General features: G+C 35.3%; 14 protein-coding genes. 10 read left to right on the top strand and 4 right to left on the bottom strand.

Translation table 11 applies throughout. The features are described from left to right. Positions 1 to 22: 22 nt before the first annotated feature. A complete protein-coding gene (locus HHU12_RS07085; protein WP_169656058.1) occupies positions 23 to 1,054 on the bottom strand; it encodes a LacI family DNA-binding transcriptional regulator in 1,032 nt (343 codons plus the stop codon). 625 nt (positions 1,055 to 1,679) lie between these two features. Between HHU12_RS07085 and HHU12_RS07080 the strand changes: the two genes are divergently transcribed. The 4 genes from HHU12_RS07080 to HHU12_RS07065 all read left to right on the top strand — a co-directional run bounded on the left by HHU12_RS07080 (position 1,680) and on the right by HHU12_RS07065 (position 12,089). Beyond that, the gene (locus HHU12_RS07080; protein WP_205959807.1) at positions 1,680 to 4,652 is read left to right on the top strand and encodes a SusC/RagA family TonB-linked outer membrane protein; all 2,973 of its coding nucleotides are present in this window, start codon (positions 1,680 to 1,682) and stop codon (positions 4,650 to 4,652) included. A gap of 14 nt (positions 4,653 to 4,666) precedes the next feature. Next, positions 4,667 to 6,319: a RagB/SusD family nutrient uptake outer membrane protein gene (locus HHU12_RS07075; RefSeq protein WP_169656056.1), complete on the top strand. Its 1,653-nt coding sequence runs from the start codon at positions 4,667 to 4,669 to the stop codon at positions 6,317 to 6,319. A 19-nt stretch (positions 6,320 to 6,338) separates the two neighbouring features. Then, a complete protein-coding gene (locus HHU12_RS07070; protein ID WP_169656055.1) occupies positions 6,339 to 8,309 on the top strand; it encodes a SusF/SusE family outer membrane protein in 1,971 nt (656 codons plus the stop codon). A 309-nt stretch (positions 8,310 to 8,618) separates the two neighbouring features. Beyond that, complete coding sequence (locus tag HHU12_RS07065) at positions 8,619 to 12,089, top strand: alpha-amylase family glycosyl hydrolase (RefSeq protein ID WP_169656054.1); 3,471 nt, start codon at positions 8,619 to 8,621, stop codon at positions 12,087 to 12,089. Positions 12,090 to 12,152: 63 nt separating this feature from the next. Here HHU12_RS07065 and HHU12_RS07060 read toward each other — a convergent pair whose 3' ends face one another. Then, complete coding sequence (locus HHU12_RS07060; protein ID WP_169656053.1) at positions 12,153 to 12,443, bottom strand: hypothetical protein; 291 nt, start codon at positions 12,441 to 12,443, stop codon at positions 12,153 to 12,155. 115 nt (positions 12,444 to 12,558) lie between these two features. Here HHU12_RS07060 and HHU12_RS07055 point away from each other — a divergent pair, with 115 nt between their 5' ends. The 5 genes from HHU12_RS07055 (at position 12,559) to HHU12_RS07035 (ending at position 17,917) form a co-directional block, all read left to right on the top strand. Continuing rightward, the gene (locus HHU12_RS07055; RefSeq protein WP_169656052.1) at positions 12,559 to 13,947 is read left to right on the top strand and encodes an efflux RND transporter periplasmic adaptor subunit; all 1,389 of its coding nucleotides are present in this window, start codon (positions 12,559 to 12,561) and stop codon (positions 13,945 to 13,947) included. A 124-nt stretch (positions 13,948 to 14,071) separates the two neighbouring features. Beyond that, on the top strand, positions 14,072 to 14,788 hold the full coding sequence (locus HHU12_RS07050) for a lysoplasmalogenase (RefSeq protein WP_169656051.1): 717 nt from the start codon (positions 14,072 to 14,074) through the stop codon (positions 14,786 to 14,788). A 162-nt stretch (positions 14,789 to 14,950) separates the two neighbouring features. After that, a complete protein-coding gene (hemW, locus tag HHU12_RS07045) occupies positions 14,951 to 16,081 on the top strand; it encodes a radical SAM family heme chaperone HemW (protein ID WP_169656050.1) in 1,131 nt (376 codons plus the stop codon). A gap of 139 nt (positions 16,082 to 16,220) precedes the next feature. Beyond that, positions 16,221 to 16,820, top strand: coding sequence for a transcriptional regulator (locus HHU12_RS07040; RefSeq protein WP_169656049.1), 600 nt, complete (start codon positions 16,221 to 16,223; stop codon positions 16,818 to 16,820). A 506-nt stretch (positions 16,821 to 17,326) separates the two neighbouring features. Further along, positions 17,327 to 17,917, top strand: coding sequence for a hypothetical protein (locus tag HHU12_RS07035; protein ID WP_169656048.1), 591 nt, complete (start codon positions 17,327 to 17,329; stop codon positions 17,915 to 17,917). Positions 17,918 to 18,041: 124 nt separating this feature from the next. On the opposite strand, the gene groL is transcribed toward HHU12_RS07035, so the two are convergent. Together groL and HHU12_RS07025 are read right to left on the bottom strand one after the other, a co-directional pair. Further along, positions 18,042 to 19,679 (bottom strand): chaperonin GroEL, encoded by a 1,638-nt coding sequence (groL, locus tag HHU12_RS07030; protein ID WP_169656047.1) that lies wholly within the window; start codon positions 19,677 to 19,679, stop codon positions 18,042 to 18,044. 93 nt (positions 19,680 to 19,772) lie between these two features. Then, positions 19,773 to 20,051 carry a co-chaperone GroES gene (locus HHU12_RS07025; protein ID WP_044210941.1) on the bottom strand — a complete coding sequence of 93 codons (279 nt, stop codon included), beginning with the start codon at positions 20,049 to 20,051 and terminating at the stop codon, positions 19,773 to 19,775. Between the two features lie 286 nt (positions 20,052 to 20,337). Between HHU12_RS07025 and HHU12_RS07020 the strand changes: the two genes are divergently transcribed. Then, the gene (locus HHU12_RS07020; RefSeq protein WP_169656046.1) at positions 20,338 to 20,859 is read left to right on the top strand and encodes a hypothetical protein; all 522 of its coding nucleotides are present in this window, start codon (positions 20,338 to 20,340) and stop codon (positions 20,857 to 20,859) included. The last annotated feature ends 110 nt before the right edge of the window (positions 20,860 to 20,969 follow it).

Here is a 20,969-nt window from a genome sequence, read left to right as displayed (position 1 = left end):
CTTCTTGTTTCTGATAAGATTCTTAAACGTGAATACTTGACCCTCTTTTAATAAGATGACTTTCTACAACCTCAGTTCTTGGTTTGAATTCTTCATCTTTTTCCTCAGCTCGAATTTGTTCAAGCAATAGATTCGCGGCAGTAATACCGATATCTATCCCTGATTGTTCGATAGAAGATAATGGTGGATCTAATAATTGTGATAAGCGCCAGTCTCCAAAACCGATCACTGAAACATCTTGTGGAACCGAAAGCCCTTTTTCTTTGGCGGCATTCATGGCCCCGATAGCCGTTACATCATTATTTGCAAATACTGCGTCAAATTCTATTTTCTTCTCAATGATGTCAAACATGGTTGACTTGCCTTCCTCAAGGTCTCCTTTTGGACAAGAAATGATTAAATTTTCATCCACTTCAATTTCGTAATCCTTCAATGCTGCCAGGTATCCATTTTTTCTATTTTTACCAATAGCAAGGTTATCAGGACCGCTTAAGTGAATAATGTTTTTACATCCTTGTTTAATAAGGTGTTCTGTGGCCATATAAGCCCCTTGGAAATCGTCAGTGATTACTTTGCTTACATCAAGTTCTTCTGATACTCGGTCAAACATAACCAAAGGTACTCCTTTGTTGACAATGCTTTTTAAATGAGATAAATCGTTAGACTCTTTGGTTCTTGAGATAAGTAATCCATCTACTCTGCTAGAGAACATAGCTTTTGTATCTACAATTTCCTGTTCTGTTGATTCATTAGAAATACAGATCATAACATTGTACCCTTCATTATAAGCTACTTTCTGAACCCCGGAAATTACGTTAGCAAAAAAGTCATGGACTATTTCAGGAACAATGATACCCAGTACAAAAGATTTGTTATGCCTTAAGCTCAATGCTAAGGAGTTAGGTTGATAATCTTTTTCCTTTGCAAGTTTGTGTACAGCATCTTTTGTATCTTGACTGATATCTGGGTGGTTTTTTAGAGCTCTCGAAACAGTAGATTTGGAAATACCAAGTTCATTGGCGATGTCTTGCATCGTGTATTGCCCTTTTCTCATACTTAAATTTTATCGTTGATTTCGTTCAAAATTGTACTGTTTTTTGAAAAGATATAGAATAACTATGAAACGACCTATTCTAATCGTAAAAAAAGGTTTAATCGGCGCAACCGATTGAAAAATGCAAATGATTCTAAATTTGTGTTTTTTCGCTAAAAATGATTTTTATTTTTTGTGTTGTGTGCAATGTAATATTTCTGTCTATTTTCAACAAAAACAAAGGAATTTGTTAAACATTAACATAGTGTTAAAAAGTATTTAAATGTTGTAAAAACATTTATTAATAAAATATAATGCTGATTAATCGACTTTTAAATATAAAATATGCTGTTGTTAAAGTTGTGCTCTTTACTATGTAAGGTGTTATTTGCATGTATATATTTGAATAAAATTTAATAAAACTAAAAAAATATCATTTTGTCTTAAATAATTAAGTAGCTATTTTGCGTAAGCAATGAAATTTTAAATGGATTTGCTGAATTGTACTTTTCTAATATGTAATTGTTCTGAAGCCTATTTTTCAATAAGAGTGTTAAATGGAACAAGCCCTTATTTTTCATTGCATCAGGAAGAATTATAGAGTAGGAAAGTACTTGTCTATTTGTCTAACTGTATAAGTATGAAAATGAGCATTAATTCTACATGGCGTTATGCTACAGTAATGCTGCTTGTTATGTTCTCTCTAGTGACTTTTGCCCAAGAGAGATCCGTGAGTGGTAAAGTAGTAGATGAAAATGGTGACCCACTACCGGGAGTAGCTGTATTAGTAAAAGGTACTACAAAAGGTGGAACTACTAACTTTGATGGTGAATATAAAATCACTCTTTCTGAAGGAGAAACAACATTATCAGTAAGCTACATTGGATACAAAACGCAAGACATTGTGGTAGGTAATCAATCAATTATTGATTTTCAGATGGAAGTGGATGCAGAACAGCTTGATGAGGTAGTTGTAATTGGTTATGGTAGTGTGAAAAAGGAAGATGCTACCGGATCCATTGAAACTGTAAATGCAAATGATTTTAACCAAGGTGCTATCACTTCTCCTCAGGATCTATTGAATGGTAAAGTAGCCGGTGTAAACATCACTACTACAGGTGGTGCTCCGGGTGCAGGCTCTACAATCCGTATCCGTGGTGGTTCTTCTCTTTCTGCATCTAATGATCCATTGATTGTAATTGATGGTGTGCCAATTGACAGTGAAGGTGTTGCAGGTATGCAAAACCCATTGAACTCCGTTAACCCGAACGATATTGAAACATTTACAGTCCTAAAAGATGCATCAGCAACAGCTATTTATGGTTCAAGAGCATCGAATGGTGTAATTATCATCACCACGAAAAAAGGTTCTAAGGGTAAAATTAAAATAGATTACACAGGTAACGTTTCTTATGCTGTTCCAAACGGTAAAATTGATGTGCTTGGTGGATCAGAGTATTCAGCTTTAGCAAAACAGCTTTATCCTAATATTTCAGATCAGGTAGGTACAGCTAGTACTGACTGGCAAAGAGAGGTAATCAAAGGTGCAGTTTCAACTGACCACAATGTCAGTGTAGCAGGTACTGCTGCTGATAAATTGCCTTACAGAGTTTCAGTTGGTTATACGAATCAGAATGGTATTCTTGAAACTTCAAACCTTGAAAGATTTACAGGTAATATTTCATTAACACCAAAGTTCTTTGATGATCACTTATCAGTGAACTTGAACTTGAAAGGTATGTTAGTGAAAAATAGATTCGCTGACAATGGTGCTATCGGTGAAGCAGTAAGTTTTGATCCTACAAGACCTGTAAAAGATGGTTCTCCATGGGATTACGGACATTTTACATGGCTTGATGCATCAGGAAATCCTATTGTTTTGGCAACTCAAAACCCTGTGGCAAGATTGGAGTACACCAATAACACTTCAGATGTAAGAAGATCAATTGGTAATATGCAATTGGATTATAAATTGCATTTCTTCCCAGATTTAAAAGCAAATTTAAATGTAGGTTATGACTATTCTTGGTCGGATGGTAGTAACATTCAGCAAGATAGCTTAAAAGCTACATTCCCAGATAAAGGTTTCAGATCAACATTTGATCAAGAAAAGAGAACGGAGTTATTAGACTTCACATTACAATACGTAAAAGACATTGCTTCAATTGAGTCAAAAGTGGATGTGATGTTAGGTTATTCTTGGCAGCACTTCTACCGTAAAGGAAGTGATTTTGCAACCAATGGTGATGGAACTATTGAGAAAACGCCATTTACACCTTACAGTACAGAAAGTTATCTAGTGTCATTCTTTGGTCGTTTAAATTATACTTTCAAGGATAGATATTTATTGACAGTGACTGTACGTAATGATGGTACTTCTAGATTCTCTCCTGACACAAGATGGGGTCTTTTCCCAGCATTTGCTTTAGCTTGGAACATCAAGAAAGAAAGTTTCTTAGATACTTCGGATAAAGTAAGTACTTTAAAACTTAGACTGGGCTATGGTCTTACAGGTCAGCAGAATATCAACCAAGGTGATTATCCTTATTTGCCACTTTATACGCAGAGTACAACAACTGCTGATGTGCAAGTGGGAACAAATCCTGATGGATCACCAATTTACTCTCAGACTTACAGACCAAACGGTTATGATGCCAATATCAAGTGGGAGACCACTGCTACTTACAATGCAGGTATTGACTTCGGTTTCCTAGATGACCGTTTTACTGGTAGTTTAGATGGTTATATCAGATATACAAGCGATCTATTGAACGTGACACCGGTTCCTGCAGGTTCTAACTTGAACAACCAAGTATTAGCGAATATCGGTAACTTAGAAAACAGAGGTTTTGAATTCAACTTCAATGCGAAAGTAATCAACAATTCAAAATTGAACTGGAATGTAGGTTTCAACTTAACTTACAACCAAAACAAGATTACAAAACTTCAAGCGTCTGACGATCCTAGTTATGACGGTGTTTACACAGGAGGTATTGCAGGTGGTACTGGTTTGAATATCCAAGTACACAGTGTAGGCTACCCTTCTAATTCTTTCTTTGTATTGGAGCAAGTTTATGATAATAGCGGTAAGCCGATTGAAGGTGTATTTGTGGATAGAAACGGTGACGGACAAATCACAGAAGGTGACCGTTACAGATTCCAAGATCCAGCAGCAGATGTATTCATGGGCTTCAATACTAACTTAGCTTGGAAACAATGGGACTTTAGTTTGAATGGCCGTGTTAGATTTAATAACTACGTCTATAACAACGTAAATTCAGTGAATGGTGTTTTGGATAGAGTCAACCAAAACGGTACTTGGAACAACGTAACAAGAGATGCACTAGAAACTGGATTCGTAACAGGTACAACACTTCAAAAGTACTCTAACTACTATGTTCAAAACGCTACATTCTTAAGATTGGACAACTTAATGTTAGGTTACAACTTCAAAGAAGTGGCACAAGGAGCAATCAACTTGAGAGTTTATACTACTGTGAACAATCTTGCAGTATTCACAAATTACAAAGGTTTAGATCCAGAAGTTGACGGAGGTATTGACAACAATGTTTATCCTCGTCCAACAACATTCTTATTAGGAGTTAATTTAGGATTCTAGAAAATCAGAGCATCATGAATTTTAAAAAGATATATAATAAATTTATTCTAGGGGCAGTTGCAGTAGCATCATTTTCAATGACAGGCTGTGTAAATGACCTTGATACATCACCGATCGACCCAAGGGTAGAAGTCAGTGATAACGTTTACAAAAACCAGGAGAATTACCTTAAAGTATTATCAAAAGTATACGGTAACTTATCTTTGTCTGGTCAGAAAGGTCCATCAGGTGATGGTGATATAAATGGTATTGACGAAGGTCACGGTCAGTTTTTAAGAGGTTTGTTTTATGCAATGGAATATCCAACAGATGAAGCGAACAACTGCTGGCAAAACGAATTTGACCTTTCATTTGGATATACAACATTGAGCTATGCTGCTTCAAATGGTTATGTAACAGCACTGTACAGTAGAATTTTTATTGGTGTTTCTTATGCTAATGAATTTATCAGAGAATCAACAGATGATAAGTTGGCAGCAAGAGGTGTTACAGACCAAGCATTTATCAATACAATCAAAGGCTTTAGAGCAGAAGCGAGATTTTTGAGAGCTTTGTACTACTGGTATGCAATTGATTTATTCGGTAATGTTCCTTTCGTAACAGAGGCTGATCCTGTAGGTAGTTTTAACCCACAGCAGAAAAAGAAAGCAGAAATTTTCCAATACGTGGTTGATGAGTTAACAGAGATTACGGATGGTTCTGGCGATGAGAAGCTTGTGGACAGTGCTCCTTATGGAAGAGCAGGTAAGTATGCTGCATATATGCTACTTTCAAAATTATTCTTGAATAAGAATGTTTATACGTTTGATTACGATGGTAATTCTACTATTCCTGCAAGATACCCTTCAGGAGTAGCAGCAGATTATACTGAAGCGGCACGTTATGCAAAATTAGTGATTGATAATGGAGGTTATACATTGAATTCTGATTATGCTAATAACTTCAGAGCAGATAATCACTTAAGCCCTGAACTTATTTTTACAGTGCCTTGTGATGGTGCAAGAACACAATCTTTTGGTGCAATGACATTTGTACTTTCAGCTTCATTATGGACAGACTGGAGTGGTTTGGAAGATAACTATGGTACATCAAATGCTTGGGGTGGACACAGATCTACAGAAGAATTTGTGGCTAAGTTCGCAGAAGGTACTGATACTAGAGCAATGTTCAATAGAGAATTGATGCGTCCTACCAACGATGATATCTATGATTTCAAAAGTGGTGTAGGTGTAGTGAAATATAAGAACCTTGATCAGAGTAATACAATAGGAAAAAATAAGTCTCATCCAGATATTGACTTTCCTTTATTCAGATTGTCTGATGCAATGCTGATGTATGCTGAAGCAGTTGCAAGAGGAGGTACTGGCGATAGAGCTACAGCTACTACTTACCTCAATCAAATCAGAACGCGTGCAAACCAAGGTGATATTTCTGATACATGGTCAGTTGCTGATCTTTTAGATGAAAGAGCTAGAGAGTTATACTGGGAGTGCCATAGAAGAACAGATTTAATTCGATATGGTGTTTTAACTTCAAGTGAGTACGTTTGGCCTTACAAGGGTAACAGTGAAACAGGTGCTGCAGTGGAATCTTACAAGAATTTATTCCCGATCCCTCAAAATGAGATAGGTGCCAATCCAACCTTAACTCAAAACCCTGGTTACTAATAAATCAAATTGATAAAAAATGAAAAAGATACATATATACTTATTATTGGTACTCTTTGCATTTTCATGTAAAAATCTAAGAGAACCGGTTTTGGGTGATTCATCAAATTTTACACCCCCTGTCATAACATCAGGGCCTGTTGAAGGTGCACAATACTTATTAGTAGAAGATAGTGCTGCTACAACTTTTGCCACTTATGTATGGTCTTCTGCTAGTTTTAATCTTAACACAGAAAGAAAGTACGCTATTCAGGTAAAAGCGGTCAATGCGGATGGTGTTCAAACAATTGCTACGATCACAAAAAGTGATACAACAGCCTCTCCAAAGGTAGAAGAGCTGAATGGAGCAATGGCTGCTTTAGGTCTTGCACCTGAAGTAGAGCATGAGGTAGAGACTTGGATTTTAGCAACGATGTCAGAAGCTGATCCTGACAATCAGGCTTATTCGACTACATCTGATAAAATAAAGTTTAAAGCTACACCTTATTATCAGCCTGTTATTACGGATAAAAAATTGGGCGTACCTGGTGATCATCAAGGTTGGGACCCTGATAATGGTAAGACAGTAGTTGTGGAGGTTGACCCAACAAATAATGCTAGTACTTTTATTGGTTATCTTAACCTGAATCAGAATTTCAAATTTGCTACTGGTCCTGCATGGAGTGGTACAAACTATGGTTTCAAATCATCAGCTGCTGACCAACTTTCTGGTGATCTGGATATTGATCCAAATGCAGGAAATATTCCTGTTCCAGATGCAGGTGACTACTATGTATCAATGTCTACTTCAGGACTTAAGTACACACTTGAGAAAATGAATTGGATGGTTGTTGACAAAGAAGGTACTGAAGTAGCAACAATGGGGTATGTAGCCTCAAAAGTACGTTGGGAAGCTTCTGTAACATTGGAAGCAAGTAAAGAGTATTTCTTTAAAGGAAGTGACAACCACTCATTCGGTGCTGGAGAAGGTAACTTGCTAGTATTGAACGGTACAACAGGTATGAAAGGTGAAGGAACAGCAAAAATGATCATGACGTTGATCAACCCTGCTGAGCCAGTTTATTCAATTTTAGGTAAAGAACCAATTACTCTTCCTGAAGTCACTTCACCAACAGCAGGATCATCATTTGCTCTAAGTGAAGCTAATTTCTATGCACCTGCTACTGAGGTGACTTGGACGGCTTCAGTAAGAGGAAAGGAAACACCGATCAACTACCGTGTTCAAATTGGAGATAATGTATTAATGCAGGTAGGAGGAGATGTTCTAACTGCTACACTAAAAACTGTGGATTTAAATAGAGGAGCATTAGGAGCAAGCGGAACACCTGGATCTGCGGGAGATGTTAATCTAAAAGTCGTTGCCGTATACGGTGATGGTGATACTGGAGCTTCAGATGAGGTGACTGTATCTGTTACTCCATTCAAAGTTTGGGGTGTGGTAGGTTCTGCCGTAACAGGAACATGGGATGTTATCCAAGATGCCATCATGAAAAATGTATCGGGTGATGATTATACCATTCAACTTAAACTTGTTGCAGGAGAAATTAAGTTCAGAGAGAATTATGATTGGTCAAATAACTTCCCAAGTGCCAACATTGCTGTTGCCTCAGACGGTTGGTATGAGATTACCATAAATGCTGCAAGCAAAACACATACTCTGACCAAAATGACCCTTCCTGATGATGATTATTGGGGTATCATTGGTAATGCCACTCCAAACGGATGGGATCCTGATACAGATATGGTTTATGATACAAATGCAGGTACTTGGACTTTCACAGGTTACTTAGCTGAGGGAGAGTACAAGTTCAGAGCTAATGACTCATGGGATTATCAAATGGGTAAATCAGCGGACTCTGATGATGTCTTAGAAGGAGGTGGAAACCAAACTTCTATTCAGATTGGTACAGCCGGTAATTATACTGTGACGTGTACCTTCAATAGAGGAAACAATAGTGGTACTCATTCAAGGACACCGATTGTAAATTAGATAACGGAAATTTTTAGAACTAATGTTCTATTGAATTGAAAATAAAATGAACGCTTTACGTCTTTGTGAAGCGTTCATTTTTTATGTGAAAAATTCAGAATGAAAATTATAATTGTTGCCTATTTATTGTATTAACACTTTATAAATCAAATTTTACTCAGAGAACATAAATTAATATAAATCTCAACCGATTGCGCTACCGTTTGTGTGTAAATAACACAAAATCAAATGTTTGTAAACTTGAAATAATTTAGTGATATTCATACCTTTATCATTGAATATGAAAATGAAATCTTTTTAAACTACATTATGAGAGGACTTTTACAAAAAGCTGTCTGGCTGGTCTATGTGCTTTTGGTGCTTCCTATTTGGGCGAATGCACAAGTTACTACTGCACCTGAAAAAATTAATGTTCTAACAAGCAATGTTGTCATTACGATAGATGTATCAGGAACACCTGTTGCTGGTAATGATGAATTATATTTATGGGCATGGAGTTCAGGAGTTGGAGATTTTGCAACTAATGGTGATTGGGGCGCTTCATCTGATGCTGCTAAACTGAAAAAAGAATCGGATAATGTATTCTCATTTACTTTTCCTGTAACTTCTGGAGAGAATACATATAACAATCTTGCTGAAATATTAGGTGCGGCAGACAATCCAACTGCAATCAAAGCAGTGGGAGGTCTAGTGAAGACAAAAGATGGTGGCGGCAAAACAGATGATTTATCGATTCCTATTGAACCTTTGTCTGTTTCTATTAATGTGATAAAACCACTAGCATCGGATCTATTCGTTGAAGGTGATAAAATAGATATTGAAGCTTCATCTCCTTCATCTTCTCAGTTAACGATAAAAGTGAATGACACTCAGGTTGCTACAAAAGAAGGTACAAGCATTACTTATTCAATTGAGAGTGTAGATGCAGGTGACTTAAAAATTGAAGTATCGGCTGCTGCTGATGGACTTACAGATACTAAAACATTAAATTACGTTGTTGGTAAAACGGTTGAGAAAGCAAAACGACCTGAATACGCTACTTTATTAGGACCAAACTATAACGGTACTGAAGTAACAGTGGTATTACAGGATCCAATTGCCAAGAAGAAGTTTGTCAATGTAATTGGTAGCTTTAACGATTGGAGTGACCTCTCTGCTTACCCAATGAAATTAGATGAAGTTGATGGTGTTAACTATTGGTGGTATACTTTTACAGGATTAGACGCTGATACAGAATATATCTATCAATACTTGATTGATGGTGTATTGAAAATTGCTGACCCTTACACAGAAAAGGTTTCAGATCCTGATGATAAGTACATCAACCAAGGACATACAAGATATCCTAATCTTATTGCTTATCCTGAAGGAAAAACAGATAAAAGAGCTTCTGTTTTACAGATCAATCAACCAACATATGAATGGCAAAATAATGGTTTTACACCCGTTCCTTTGGCTGAAGCTGTAGTATATGAGTTGCACGTGAGAGATTTTGTGGCAACAGATACATATGAAGAAGCAATGGGGAAATTGGATTACATCAAAGATTTGGGTGCTAATACAATCCATTTAATGCCTGTCAATGAGTTTGAAGGTAACGATTCATGGGGTTACAACCCTAACTTCTATTTTGCTCCGGATAAATATTACGGACCAAAAGAAAAGTTGATGGAGTTCATCGACAAGGCTCACGGAAAAGGTATCGCAGTAGTGATTGACTTGGTATTAAACCACTCCTTCCATTCATCGCCAATGGTTAGAATGTACAATAAGGATGGTGAATATGCTGACCCTATAAAGGAGAACCCATGGTTTAATGAGAAATCTAACTTCGAAAATGAAGGTTTACAGTGGGGTGCTGATTTTGACCATGAAAGTGAATTTACTCAAGCATTAGTTGATAGTGTGAACGCACACTGGATGAAATACTATCATGTAGATGGTTTCAGATTTGACTTTACTAAAGGTTTCAGTAATGATATTAAAGGTGAGGATGATTTCTGGGGAAGTAAGCATGATCCTGCTCGTGTGAAAATTCTAACAAGAATGAAAGATGAAATCCATGCAAGAAAATCAAATGCATATGTGATTTTCGAACATCTATCAGATAATGATGAGGAAGTAGAATTGGCAAATGCTGGTATCTCATTATGGGGTAATATGAGTCATGATTTCAGAGATGTTGTAAAAGGAACAAACAAAGACCTAAAAGGGCAGTCGCCAAAAGATAGAGGTATGCCAATTCACGGTTTGATGTCTTACATGGAATCTCATGATGAAGAGCGAATTATTTATGATTCTGAAAATTATGGTACAAAGTCTCAAGCATATGATTTAAAAGTGCTTCAGAACGGTATTGACAGAGAAAAACTAGCTTCAGCTTTCTTCTTTATGGTACCAGGACCGAAATTGATCTGGCAGTTTGGAGAAGTGGGGTACAATGTATCCATCAACCAAAAAGAATATCAAGGAGAAGTAAGTGGAGATCACAGAACTTCTAGAAAGCCATTAATTTCTGAATTTGATACGCAAAATGATGCGATCCGCCAGCAGTTGTATGATACTTATGCCGCTTTATTGAAATTAAGAGCAGAGCAAGGTTTGAGTGCGTTGGACAACGATGATTATACATTCAATCTTGCAGATGAAGTGAAAACAATCTCTTTAAATGGTACAGATATTAAAGTTAGAATGATTGGTAACTTTGGTTTGAAACCATTAGAAGAGCATACATATGACTTTAGTGCTGATGGTGATACTTGGTATAGCTACTTTGAAAATGGCAAAACTTATACAGGTAGTGGAACAGTCAATTTAAATGCTTCAGAATTCATCATTTTAGTAAATAAACAAGTAGAATACCCTGCAGAAGGTTTGGTGACAGGTTACATGCCAATGGTTGAAGTAACACCATACGGTTTTACAGAAGACCAGGAAATCAAAGTTTATTTCAATCCTGCTTTAAGTGATAAAGAATTTGGAACTACAATTTCAATGACTGCAGGTGTAGTTTTAGATCAGCATGGATCTGGAAATATTACCAATGAAAAGTCAATGACAATGACAAAAGAAGGCGATAAGTATGTAGCATCTTTTGTTCCAAGAGAATTCTTAGAATTAGGAGCTGAAGCAAAACCTCTTGAGCTGTCGTTGAAATTTGATGATGCCAATTCAGACGTATCTGAAGGTCCTGTTTTTCTTGATTTTGAAGAGAACAACAAGAAATTATATATCGTAGGTGATGTGCTAGATGTGGACTGGAATCCATCAAATGCACTTGAGATGCAACCTGATGGTGAAGGTGGATATGTCTTAGAAGGTGTTCAGCTTACAGAAGGACAAGCGTTCAAATTTATTGCCGAAAGAGAATGGAATAAAGGAGAATGGGGATACAAGGCGAAAAACGAACTGCAACCTACATCTGGCCCTGGTAATGATATTCCAGTGGAAGGAACAGGTAAATTTACAATCAGAGCAAATATCAATGATTTAACATATTCTATTGATAATGTAACCTCAATTGTAGATAACGAAATTTCTAAAGCAGTGCTGGCTTATCCTAACCCTACATCATCATTGATTAAGGTATTTGGAGAAAGTCTAGTTGGAAATGTAACTTATCAGCTGAGAGACAACACAGGTAGAGTTGTTAAATCTGGCCAGGAAAAAGTTTCTAATTACGAATTGACATTAGATTTATCACGTTTGTCAGGAGGTATCTATTATGTTGATATTTCGACTTCAAAAGGCAGAGTGGTGAAAAAAGTAATAAGAAAATAGTTTGACAGAACATAGATTCTAATAAAAAAATGAGAAGCTTTCACGTAAAGCTTCTCATTTTTTTTAATGCTGAGAAACTAATTCCTCATCAAGTTCTTCTTTCGAATCAAACAAAACACCAAGGCTTCCTCTTAAAAGTTTGATGTAGTAGTCCTCAGAGTCATATTCAAGAGGGATTCGAACTAATGTAGATTCTTGTTCCGTTTGTTGAATAGTAATTGACAACTGATAGGTGTTTAAGTAGTCAATCCAAGCAGTCGTGATTTTTAAAATTTTGCCGGAAGGATAATTTTTATTGTGAAAAAGCATCCACTTTCCAAGCATCAAGTCGAATAAACTATGATAAATAGACATAATAATAAAGTTATATTAGTATAACGTGGTACTTTTAAAAGTATTCTATTAATTTACTTTTTTAATTCAAATTGATCGAAATTAAACACAATCTGTCGAAAATTTTTAGAGCACTATGGCTAAGAAAAAGAAACGCAAACAATCGAAACTTAAAATTTATATTGGCCTCGGAATAGTAGTTATTGCTTTAGCAGTTGCAGGATATTTTTACAATAAAAATAAGGAAGTAGTTACCAAAGTAGAATTTGCAGTAGCTACAAAAGGAACTATCACAGAGAAGGTTTCTGCATCAGGTAGAGTACAGCCTATTAATGAAGTGAACCTTTCTTCTGAAGTTTCGGGTGAAATCAGAGAACTTTATGTCAAAGAAGGTGATTCTGTTAACACTAAACAATTATTGGCACAAATTAGACCTGACAACTTTCAGTCGGCTTTAGATCAGGCAAGAGCCTCTTTAAATGCTCAAAAAGCACAATTGGCAAGATCAAGAGCAGATGAAGCACAGAATGAAGCCAGATTACGTCAAGCAGAACTTACTTTTAAAAGAAATGAGAATCTCTGGAAAGATAAAGTGATTTCTGATCAGGATTATGAAAATAGTAAAGCTGAATTTGAAATTGCACAAGCCAACCTAAAAGCGGCAAAAGAAAGTGTTAGAGCTTCAGAATATACTGTTAAAAGTGCTGTTGCTCAAGTTGATGATGCAAAGGAAAGTTTAATGCTGACAAAGATTTTTGCTCCAATGTCTGGTGTGGTTTCTAAGTTGTCAGTGGAAAAAGGAGAAATGGTAGTGGGTGCCCGTCAGATGTCAGCAACAGAACTGATGAGAATTGCAAACCTAGCAGAAATGGAGACGAGGGTAGATGTCAACGAAAACGATATTATCCGTATTCATGTAGGTGATACAGCAATTATTGATGTAGATGCTTATTCTTACAGAGATCTTAAATTCAAAGGTGTAGTAACAGCTATCGCTAATTCTGCCAATGAAACGACTAGTACAGATGTAGTGACAGAATTTGAGGTGAAGATCAGAATTTTACCGTCTTCTTACACTAACTTATTAGCAGAGAATAAAGGTTCTGAATCTCCTTTCAGACCCGGTATGACTGCAAGTGTAGATGTCATTACTCAGACGAAAAACGATATTTGGATTGTTCCTTTAACTTCAGTGACGACAAGAAAGAGATTTGAACTGAAGAAAAACGAGGAGGAGAACGAAGATGATGAAGGCAACGAGAACGAGGTGAAAATTTCTTCTAATGCAAAAGATAATGAGTTAGAAGAAGTAATTTTTGTTTACAATAAAGAATCTCAAAAAGTGGAAGCAAGAATTGTGAAAACAGGAGTGAGTGATTTTGAGAACATTGAAATTGTGGATGGTATTTTTGACGGTGATGTAGTGGTAAAAGGACCTTTCAGAGTGGTTTCAGAGACACTTTCAAATGGAGATAAAGTAGAGTCAATGAGTGACGAAGAAGCTAATAAGAAGCCTTGGGAATAAACATTGCTGAATTATTATACATTAAATATGACTTTGTATATTGTTAATTACGATAATATACAAAGTCTTTTTATTTTAGATTGAAACAGTAAGTACTACTTAAAAGTAGAAATATAAAGAAAGAATGTCAGAATCATCAAAAGCAGTAAAGGAACCATTAAACCGATCACAGAAAAACGTATTTTGGTTAATATTTATAAGTATCTCACTTCTCAATTTATTTGGGAATCATATTGAGAATGAATTCCTCATCACCTACACAAAGCCATTTATTGTCCCATTTATTGCCATTTATTTTTCAACATCTTGGCAAGAGAAATCAGAAAACTCCATCATTTATAAAAGTATGATGATTGGTTTTTTCTTCGCTTGGCTAGGAGATCTATATATGATGTTTAGTGTTGATATGGAGATTATGGTGTTAGCTTTAGTAAGTTTTTTAATCTGTCATATTCTTTATAGCATTGCACTTTTCTTTTCAAGCGTTAAAGGGGATTACAAGTGGATATTTATTGTGACTTTACCCTTAATTGCCGTTGGTGCGTTTTTAGGACATAAAATAGGAGGTAATGATAAGGTGATGGCAGTACCTGTTATGCTTTACAGTATTGTTATTTCAATAATGTTTTCTTTTACAGTGATAAGAATGTTCAGAATCAAAAATATCTGGGGAGTACTTACCTGTATTGGTGGCTTATTATTCATTTGCTCTGATATGATGATTGGGTTTAAAAACTTTCAATCCTATCACATTCCTGAAACTTATATTATGGTGGCATATATTCTTTCTCAAGTTTGTATCACTAGGGGGATGCTGACAGAAGGAGAGGCGAAGGCATAAAAAAAGAAACACCTTTAACAAAAGGTGTTTCTAAACAATATTATCGTCAAATGAATAGAGTGTGTATATATAATTTCTTTACATAATTTCTGTATTCTTATATATAGACAACCAAAGATGCATCATAGACAAAAAAAGTTCAAATAATTTTAAAAAAAATCAGTGAGCGGTATTTATCTACATATTCCTTTTTGCAAACAAGCATGTCATTATTGTGATTTTCACTTCAGCACATCGTTGAAAACCAAAGACTTGGTGATTGAGTCGATGTTGAAGGAAATTGAAATGCAAAAAGATTTTTTTTCTGAAAAAATTAAAACAATTTATTTCGGAGGAGGAACTCCATCTATATTGTCTACTCATGAACTTGAAAAATTATTGGATGGTATTCATAAAAACTTTCAAGTTGATGCCGCTGATTTAGAATTGACTTTAGAAGCGAACCCGGATGATTTAACAGCTTCAAAATTAAAAGAACTCTCTTTGTTAGGAGTGAATAGATTAAGTATAGGGCTGCAGTCTTTTCATGAACCTCATTTAAGACTCATGAACAGAGCACATAATGCACAGGAAAGTAAAGAATGTGTAAAACTTGCTCAAGATGCCGGTTTCTCTAATCTTACCATTGACCTGATTTATGGTATTCCAGCTCCTGATCATTCCATTTGGGAAAACGATCTTTCCACAGCCTTAGAATTGAACGTTCCTCATATCTCTTCTTATTGTTTGACGGTGGAGCAAAAAACAGCTTTAGGGAATTGGGCAAAAACGGGGAAATTCAAACCTGCTGAAGATGAGTTTGCTGCTGAACAATTTGAATATCTAGTTCAGACTTTAAAAGAGAAAGGCTATGAGCAATATGAGATTTCAAACTTTGCCAAAGAAGGTTATTATTCAAAACACAATAGTTCGTATTGGCAGGGAAAACCTTATTTAGGTATTGGGCCAGGAGCACATTCATTTGATGGTAAAAAACTCAGACAATATAATGTTTCAAACAACCCAAAATACTATAAATCAATATTGGAACACCAAAAATTAGATTGTGAAGTAGAGCATTTGACAAGAGAAGACGGAATAAATGAATATCTTCTTACTACCTTACGTACGAGTTGGGGGTGTGATATAATGCATTTAAAGAACATATATCAGTTTGACCTTAAGAAGGAGAAAGAACTAGAATTAGAAAAAATGAATCAATCGGGATGGTTAGTTTGGAAGGGAAATAAACTGATTTTGTCAGAATCAGGGAAATTATTTGCCGATCAAATTGCTAGTGATTTATTCCTATAAGATTCCGTTAGAATACCATATTGTACTATTTTGATGTAGATTTCATCTTATATTAACTTATAACGCTTTCATATTCTGTTGATTAGTGTTATTTTTAGTTTGTTCTTAACCCTTAAAAAGTGAATAATAAACCCAAAATATGAATGAAGAGCTACTGAATTTTTATGAAAACTGTAAACTCGGAGTAGCAGTTTATAGGCGTTTGAGTAAAAATAATTATGAATTTGTGTATTATAACCCATCAGGAATGAAGATGGATGGAGTGGAAGGAATTGAAATTGTAGGCAAAAAAGTACACGATATCTTCCCCAATGTATTTGAGTTTGGATTAATAGAGGTCTTTGAGAATGTATATGCTACAGGAAATGCTGCAGAATTACCTATTAAAGGTTATGTAGTAGATAGTATGACTACATTGTACAGAACAAATAGGGTACAAAAACTATCCTGTGGTTTGATTGTCTCCATTTATTCTGATGAGTCTAAGCTTTTTTCTTATATCAATAAAATTGAAAATGAGAATGAAGTTTTATCAAGAGCTTTGGATTATACATCACACAACCTGAGAGGTGATTTATCAACTTCCTTGGGTGTTTTTGAACTGTTTGAGACTGTAGATGTATCTCAAGAAGAAAAATATACGTTGCTGAAAGTTGTAAAAGAGAACTTAGAAAAAATTGATACTAAAATTCACCGTCTGGTAAGATTACTTTCAACAGGTGTTTCTGCTAAAAACTGATGTTTGACCAATACTGAAATAAAACATAAAAAAAGAGTTTGCCTAAAATTAATTAAGCAAACTCTTTTTTTTTTGATATTTAATCATGAGTTGCCCTTACCCTTAACCAACTTTAAAATGCCAAAATGAAGCATAGTAAAAATTGGCTGTATTTTCACACTTTAGTATCATTATATAATCAAACCGCTCCAAGTATTGAGTAAAAGGCAAGAATGAAAAGCATGATAAAAAATATTCTTCTTCATTTGTCTTTGTACTTACTTGGTTTTAGATTAAATGACAATATGTTATTGTTGTTTATGTGAATTGTGTAAATATTATACTAAATATTTATATAATTAAAAAATAAGATTAAATTGCTTTTAATTAGTTACTTATATTTTTGAAATTGATTAAAACAATTATTACTTCTGATCAATAAACAACTGCAAAACTAATTTTTAATTACTACTTGAATTCTTCTTCAATAAGACTAAAACACCCTAAAGTGACATATTGACTATACTATGAAAATTGACTTGATAAAAAACTACGAGACTTGTAAGTTTGGAGTTGCCGTATACAAACGTTTAAGCAGGGATAATTTTGAGTTCGTGTATTATAATCCTTGGGGAAGGAAAATTGACGGGCTTGATAATGATGAAGTTGTAATTGGCCGAAAACTACAGGACGTTTTTCCAAATATTTTTGAATTTGGATTGGTTGAAATATTAGAGAAAGTTTATCAGACTGGAAAAACAGAGATCTTTCCAAATAAAGAATATGTAGTCAATGAATTCAAATCATTGTATAGAACAAATAGAGTACAGAAAATTAATAATGATTTAGTTGTTGCTCTGTATACTGACCAAAAAGATATTTTTCAATACTTGATGAAAGTTGAAGAAGAGAATTTAGTTTTATCAAAAGCCTTGGATTATATATCTCATAAGTTAAGAGGTGATTTGACCACTTCGTTAGGCGTACTAGAATTATTTGATACTGTAAATGTTCCAACGAATGAAAAGGAAACACTTTTGAAGGTAGTGAAAAAAAACTTAGAAAATATTGATGCAAAAATTCATTGTCTGGTTCGAATATTATCAGAACATAAATAAAAAAAAGAGTTTGCCTAAAATAAATTAAGCAAACTCTTTTTGATTGGAGCAATCTGACAGAATTAGTTTATTATAAGTTGTCTGTTTCTATTCAGATTACTATTTATAACTACTTGATGAATTCTTACATCATACCTGGCATACCACCACCCATTGGAGGCATAGCAGGAGCGGCAGCACCACCTTCTTCCTTCTCATTAGAAACTACACATTCAGTAGTTAATAATAAAGAAGCAACTGAAGCAGCGTGCTCTAACGCTAAACGAGTTACTTTAGTTGGGTCGATTACACCAGCCTCAACTAAGTCTTGGTACTCTTCAGAACGAGCGTTGAAACCGAAGTTACCTTCCCCTTCTAAGATTTTGTTTACGATTACTGAAGCTTCTAAACCAGCGTTACCCAAGATCGTTCTCAAAGGAGCTTGGATTGCAGTTTTGATGATTTGAACACCGATAGCTTCATCAGGGTGAGCAGTTTCTACAGCGTCAAGAGTAGACGCAGCACGCAATAAAGCGGTACCACCACCAACAACGATACCTTCTTCAACTGCTGCACGAGTAGCTGCTAAAGCATCATCAACACGGTCTTTCTTCTCTTTCATTTCAGTTTCAGTCGCCGCACCAATGTAGATAATTGCAACACCGCCAGCTAACTTCGCTAAACGCTCTTGTAATTTCTCTTTGTCGTAGTCTGAAGTAGTGTTTTCGATTTGAACACGGATTTCAGCAACACGAGCAGCAACAGCATCTGCAGTGCCAGCACCATTAACAACAACTGTATTGTCTTTGTCGATGATCACTTTTTCAGCAGTACCTAGCATATCGATAGTCGCATCTTCTAGTTTCATACCAGTCTCGTCAGAGATTACAGTACCACCAGTTAAGATAGCGATGTCTTGTAACATTGCTTTACGACGGTCACCAAAACCTGGAGCTTTAACAGCAGCAACTTTTAATGCACCACGGATTTTGTTTACTACCAATGTAGCTAAAGCTTCAGAATCAACATCTTCAGCGATGATTACTAATGGCTTACCAGTTTGAGCAACAGCTTCTAAAACAGGAAGTAATTCTTTCATTGTAGAAACCTTCTTGTCGTAGATTAAGATGAATGGAGTTTCCATATCCGCTTCCATTTTCTCTGTGTTCGTCACAAAGTAAGGAGATAAGTAACCGCGGTCGAATTGCATACCTTCCACTGTTTTTACTTCAGTTTCAGTACCTTTTGCTTCTTCAACAGTGATCACACCATCTTTACCCACTTTTTCCATTGCTTCAGCGATCATTTGACCGATTTCAGCATCGTTGTTCGCAGAGATAGTTGCTACTTGCTCCACTTCTTTGTTTGTTTCAACAGTCTTAGAAACATTTTTCAATTCACCAACAATTGCTTTAACAGCCTTGTCGATACCACGTTTCAAGTCCATTGGGTTCGCTCCAGCTACAACGTTTTTGATACCTGTAGTGAAGATTGCTTGTGTCAATACAGTAGCAGTAGTAGTACCGTCACCTGCTTCATCAGCAGTTTTAGAAGCTACTTCTTTCACTAATTGAGCACCCATATTTTCGATTGGCTCCGCTAATTCGATTTCTTTAGCAACTGAAACACCATCTTTAGTTACGTGTGGTGATCCAAATGATTTTTCTAAAATTACGTTACGTCCTTTTGGTCCTAAAGTAACTTTAACAGCGTTCGCTAATGCGTCAACACCTTTCTTTAATCCTTCGATTGCTTCTGTATCAAAATGAAGATTTTTCGCCATGATTTTTTATATTTTTATTAGAGAAACCTATTAGTCTCTCTGTTGAAATTTTGTTTTAATAATTGTGGATCTTCCTCCACTAAATAAATTCAATTAAACGATCGCTAAGATATCAGCCTCACGCATGATTAAATAATCACTTCCGTCTACGTTTAATTCAGTTCCAGAGTACTTACCATAAATGACAGTGTCACCAACTTTTACAGTTAAAGGCTCATCTTTAGTACCATTACCAACCGCTACAACAGTACCTCTTTGAGGCTTTTCTTTAGCGTTATCAGGAATAAAAAGACCTGATGCTGTTTGAGTTTCTGCAGCTGCAGGCTCAATTAAAACTCTATCTGCTAGGGGTTTAATGTTTACTTGTGACATTTTTATTTATCTGTTTTTGTAATTTTTGTTTTTCAAAAAAGTATAGAAGAAAAAATAATCTTCATTGCCCTTTTTGCATGAAGTGTGCCAATGTGAATATTCAATTAGAAATGTCAGATTTACTGACAAAGCGTCAGTTTTACAGGAAATGAATGATAAAAAAATAAATAGCATACTTTAATTTTGTTTATACCATTTTGGTTAATGTAATTTGTATTTCTATAAGAAAACAAACAATAATATTTGTGTACTTAAAGCTTTTTTCAATTTATTTTTAAACTTAAAGATGAACACTAAACTTAGACTATTATTTATTCTGTCTTGTGTCATACTCAGTACTTTCGGTGTATCATATGGACAAATCTCGACTTCGTCACTTTATATAAAAGGTTCAGCCTTGCCTAGTGGTTTAGAAAAAGTGAAACTTATTGCAGCTGACAACTCAAACTTTGAAACTATTCTTTATGCCACTCAAAGCGGAGAGATTTCCTTTGAAACTATGGAAGGAGGACAAGTTGGCAAGTCAGCAGAAAATCAATTATCTGTAGGAGGTACTTCTATTGCATTGGAAGTAGAAGGTGATCACTCCCTTTTTCATATTCATGCCAATCTTGAAGAGATGAGCTATGAAATAACAGAAATTAAAGGACTTTCGGTAGTAACCAAGTTCGATAAAGAAGGGTCAGATTGGGGAAATACACTTCCTTTAGCATATTCTTATGAAAATACAGTGCTTTCTTTTGAAATGCCTTATAGTTTTTTATTTCAAGAAAGGTATAAAATACTCTACCCGATGATAATTGGATAACTTTCTAAAAAGGAAGAAAAGTTGTTATTTTAAATTTCCTACAAAATAAAACAAACAACTTTTCATGAGCCTTAACTCAGTAGCAAATCTACGAAAAACATTTGATGAAT

The organism is Flammeovirga aprica JL-4, assembly GCF_012844305.1.
Taxonomy (GTDB): Bacteria; Bacteroidota; Bacteroidia; order Cytophagales; family Flammeovirgaceae; genus Flammeovirga; species Flammeovirga aprica.
The sequence above is the reverse complement of the archived record's forward strand: the minus strand, read 5'-3'. Positions and strand labels throughout refer to the sequence as shown.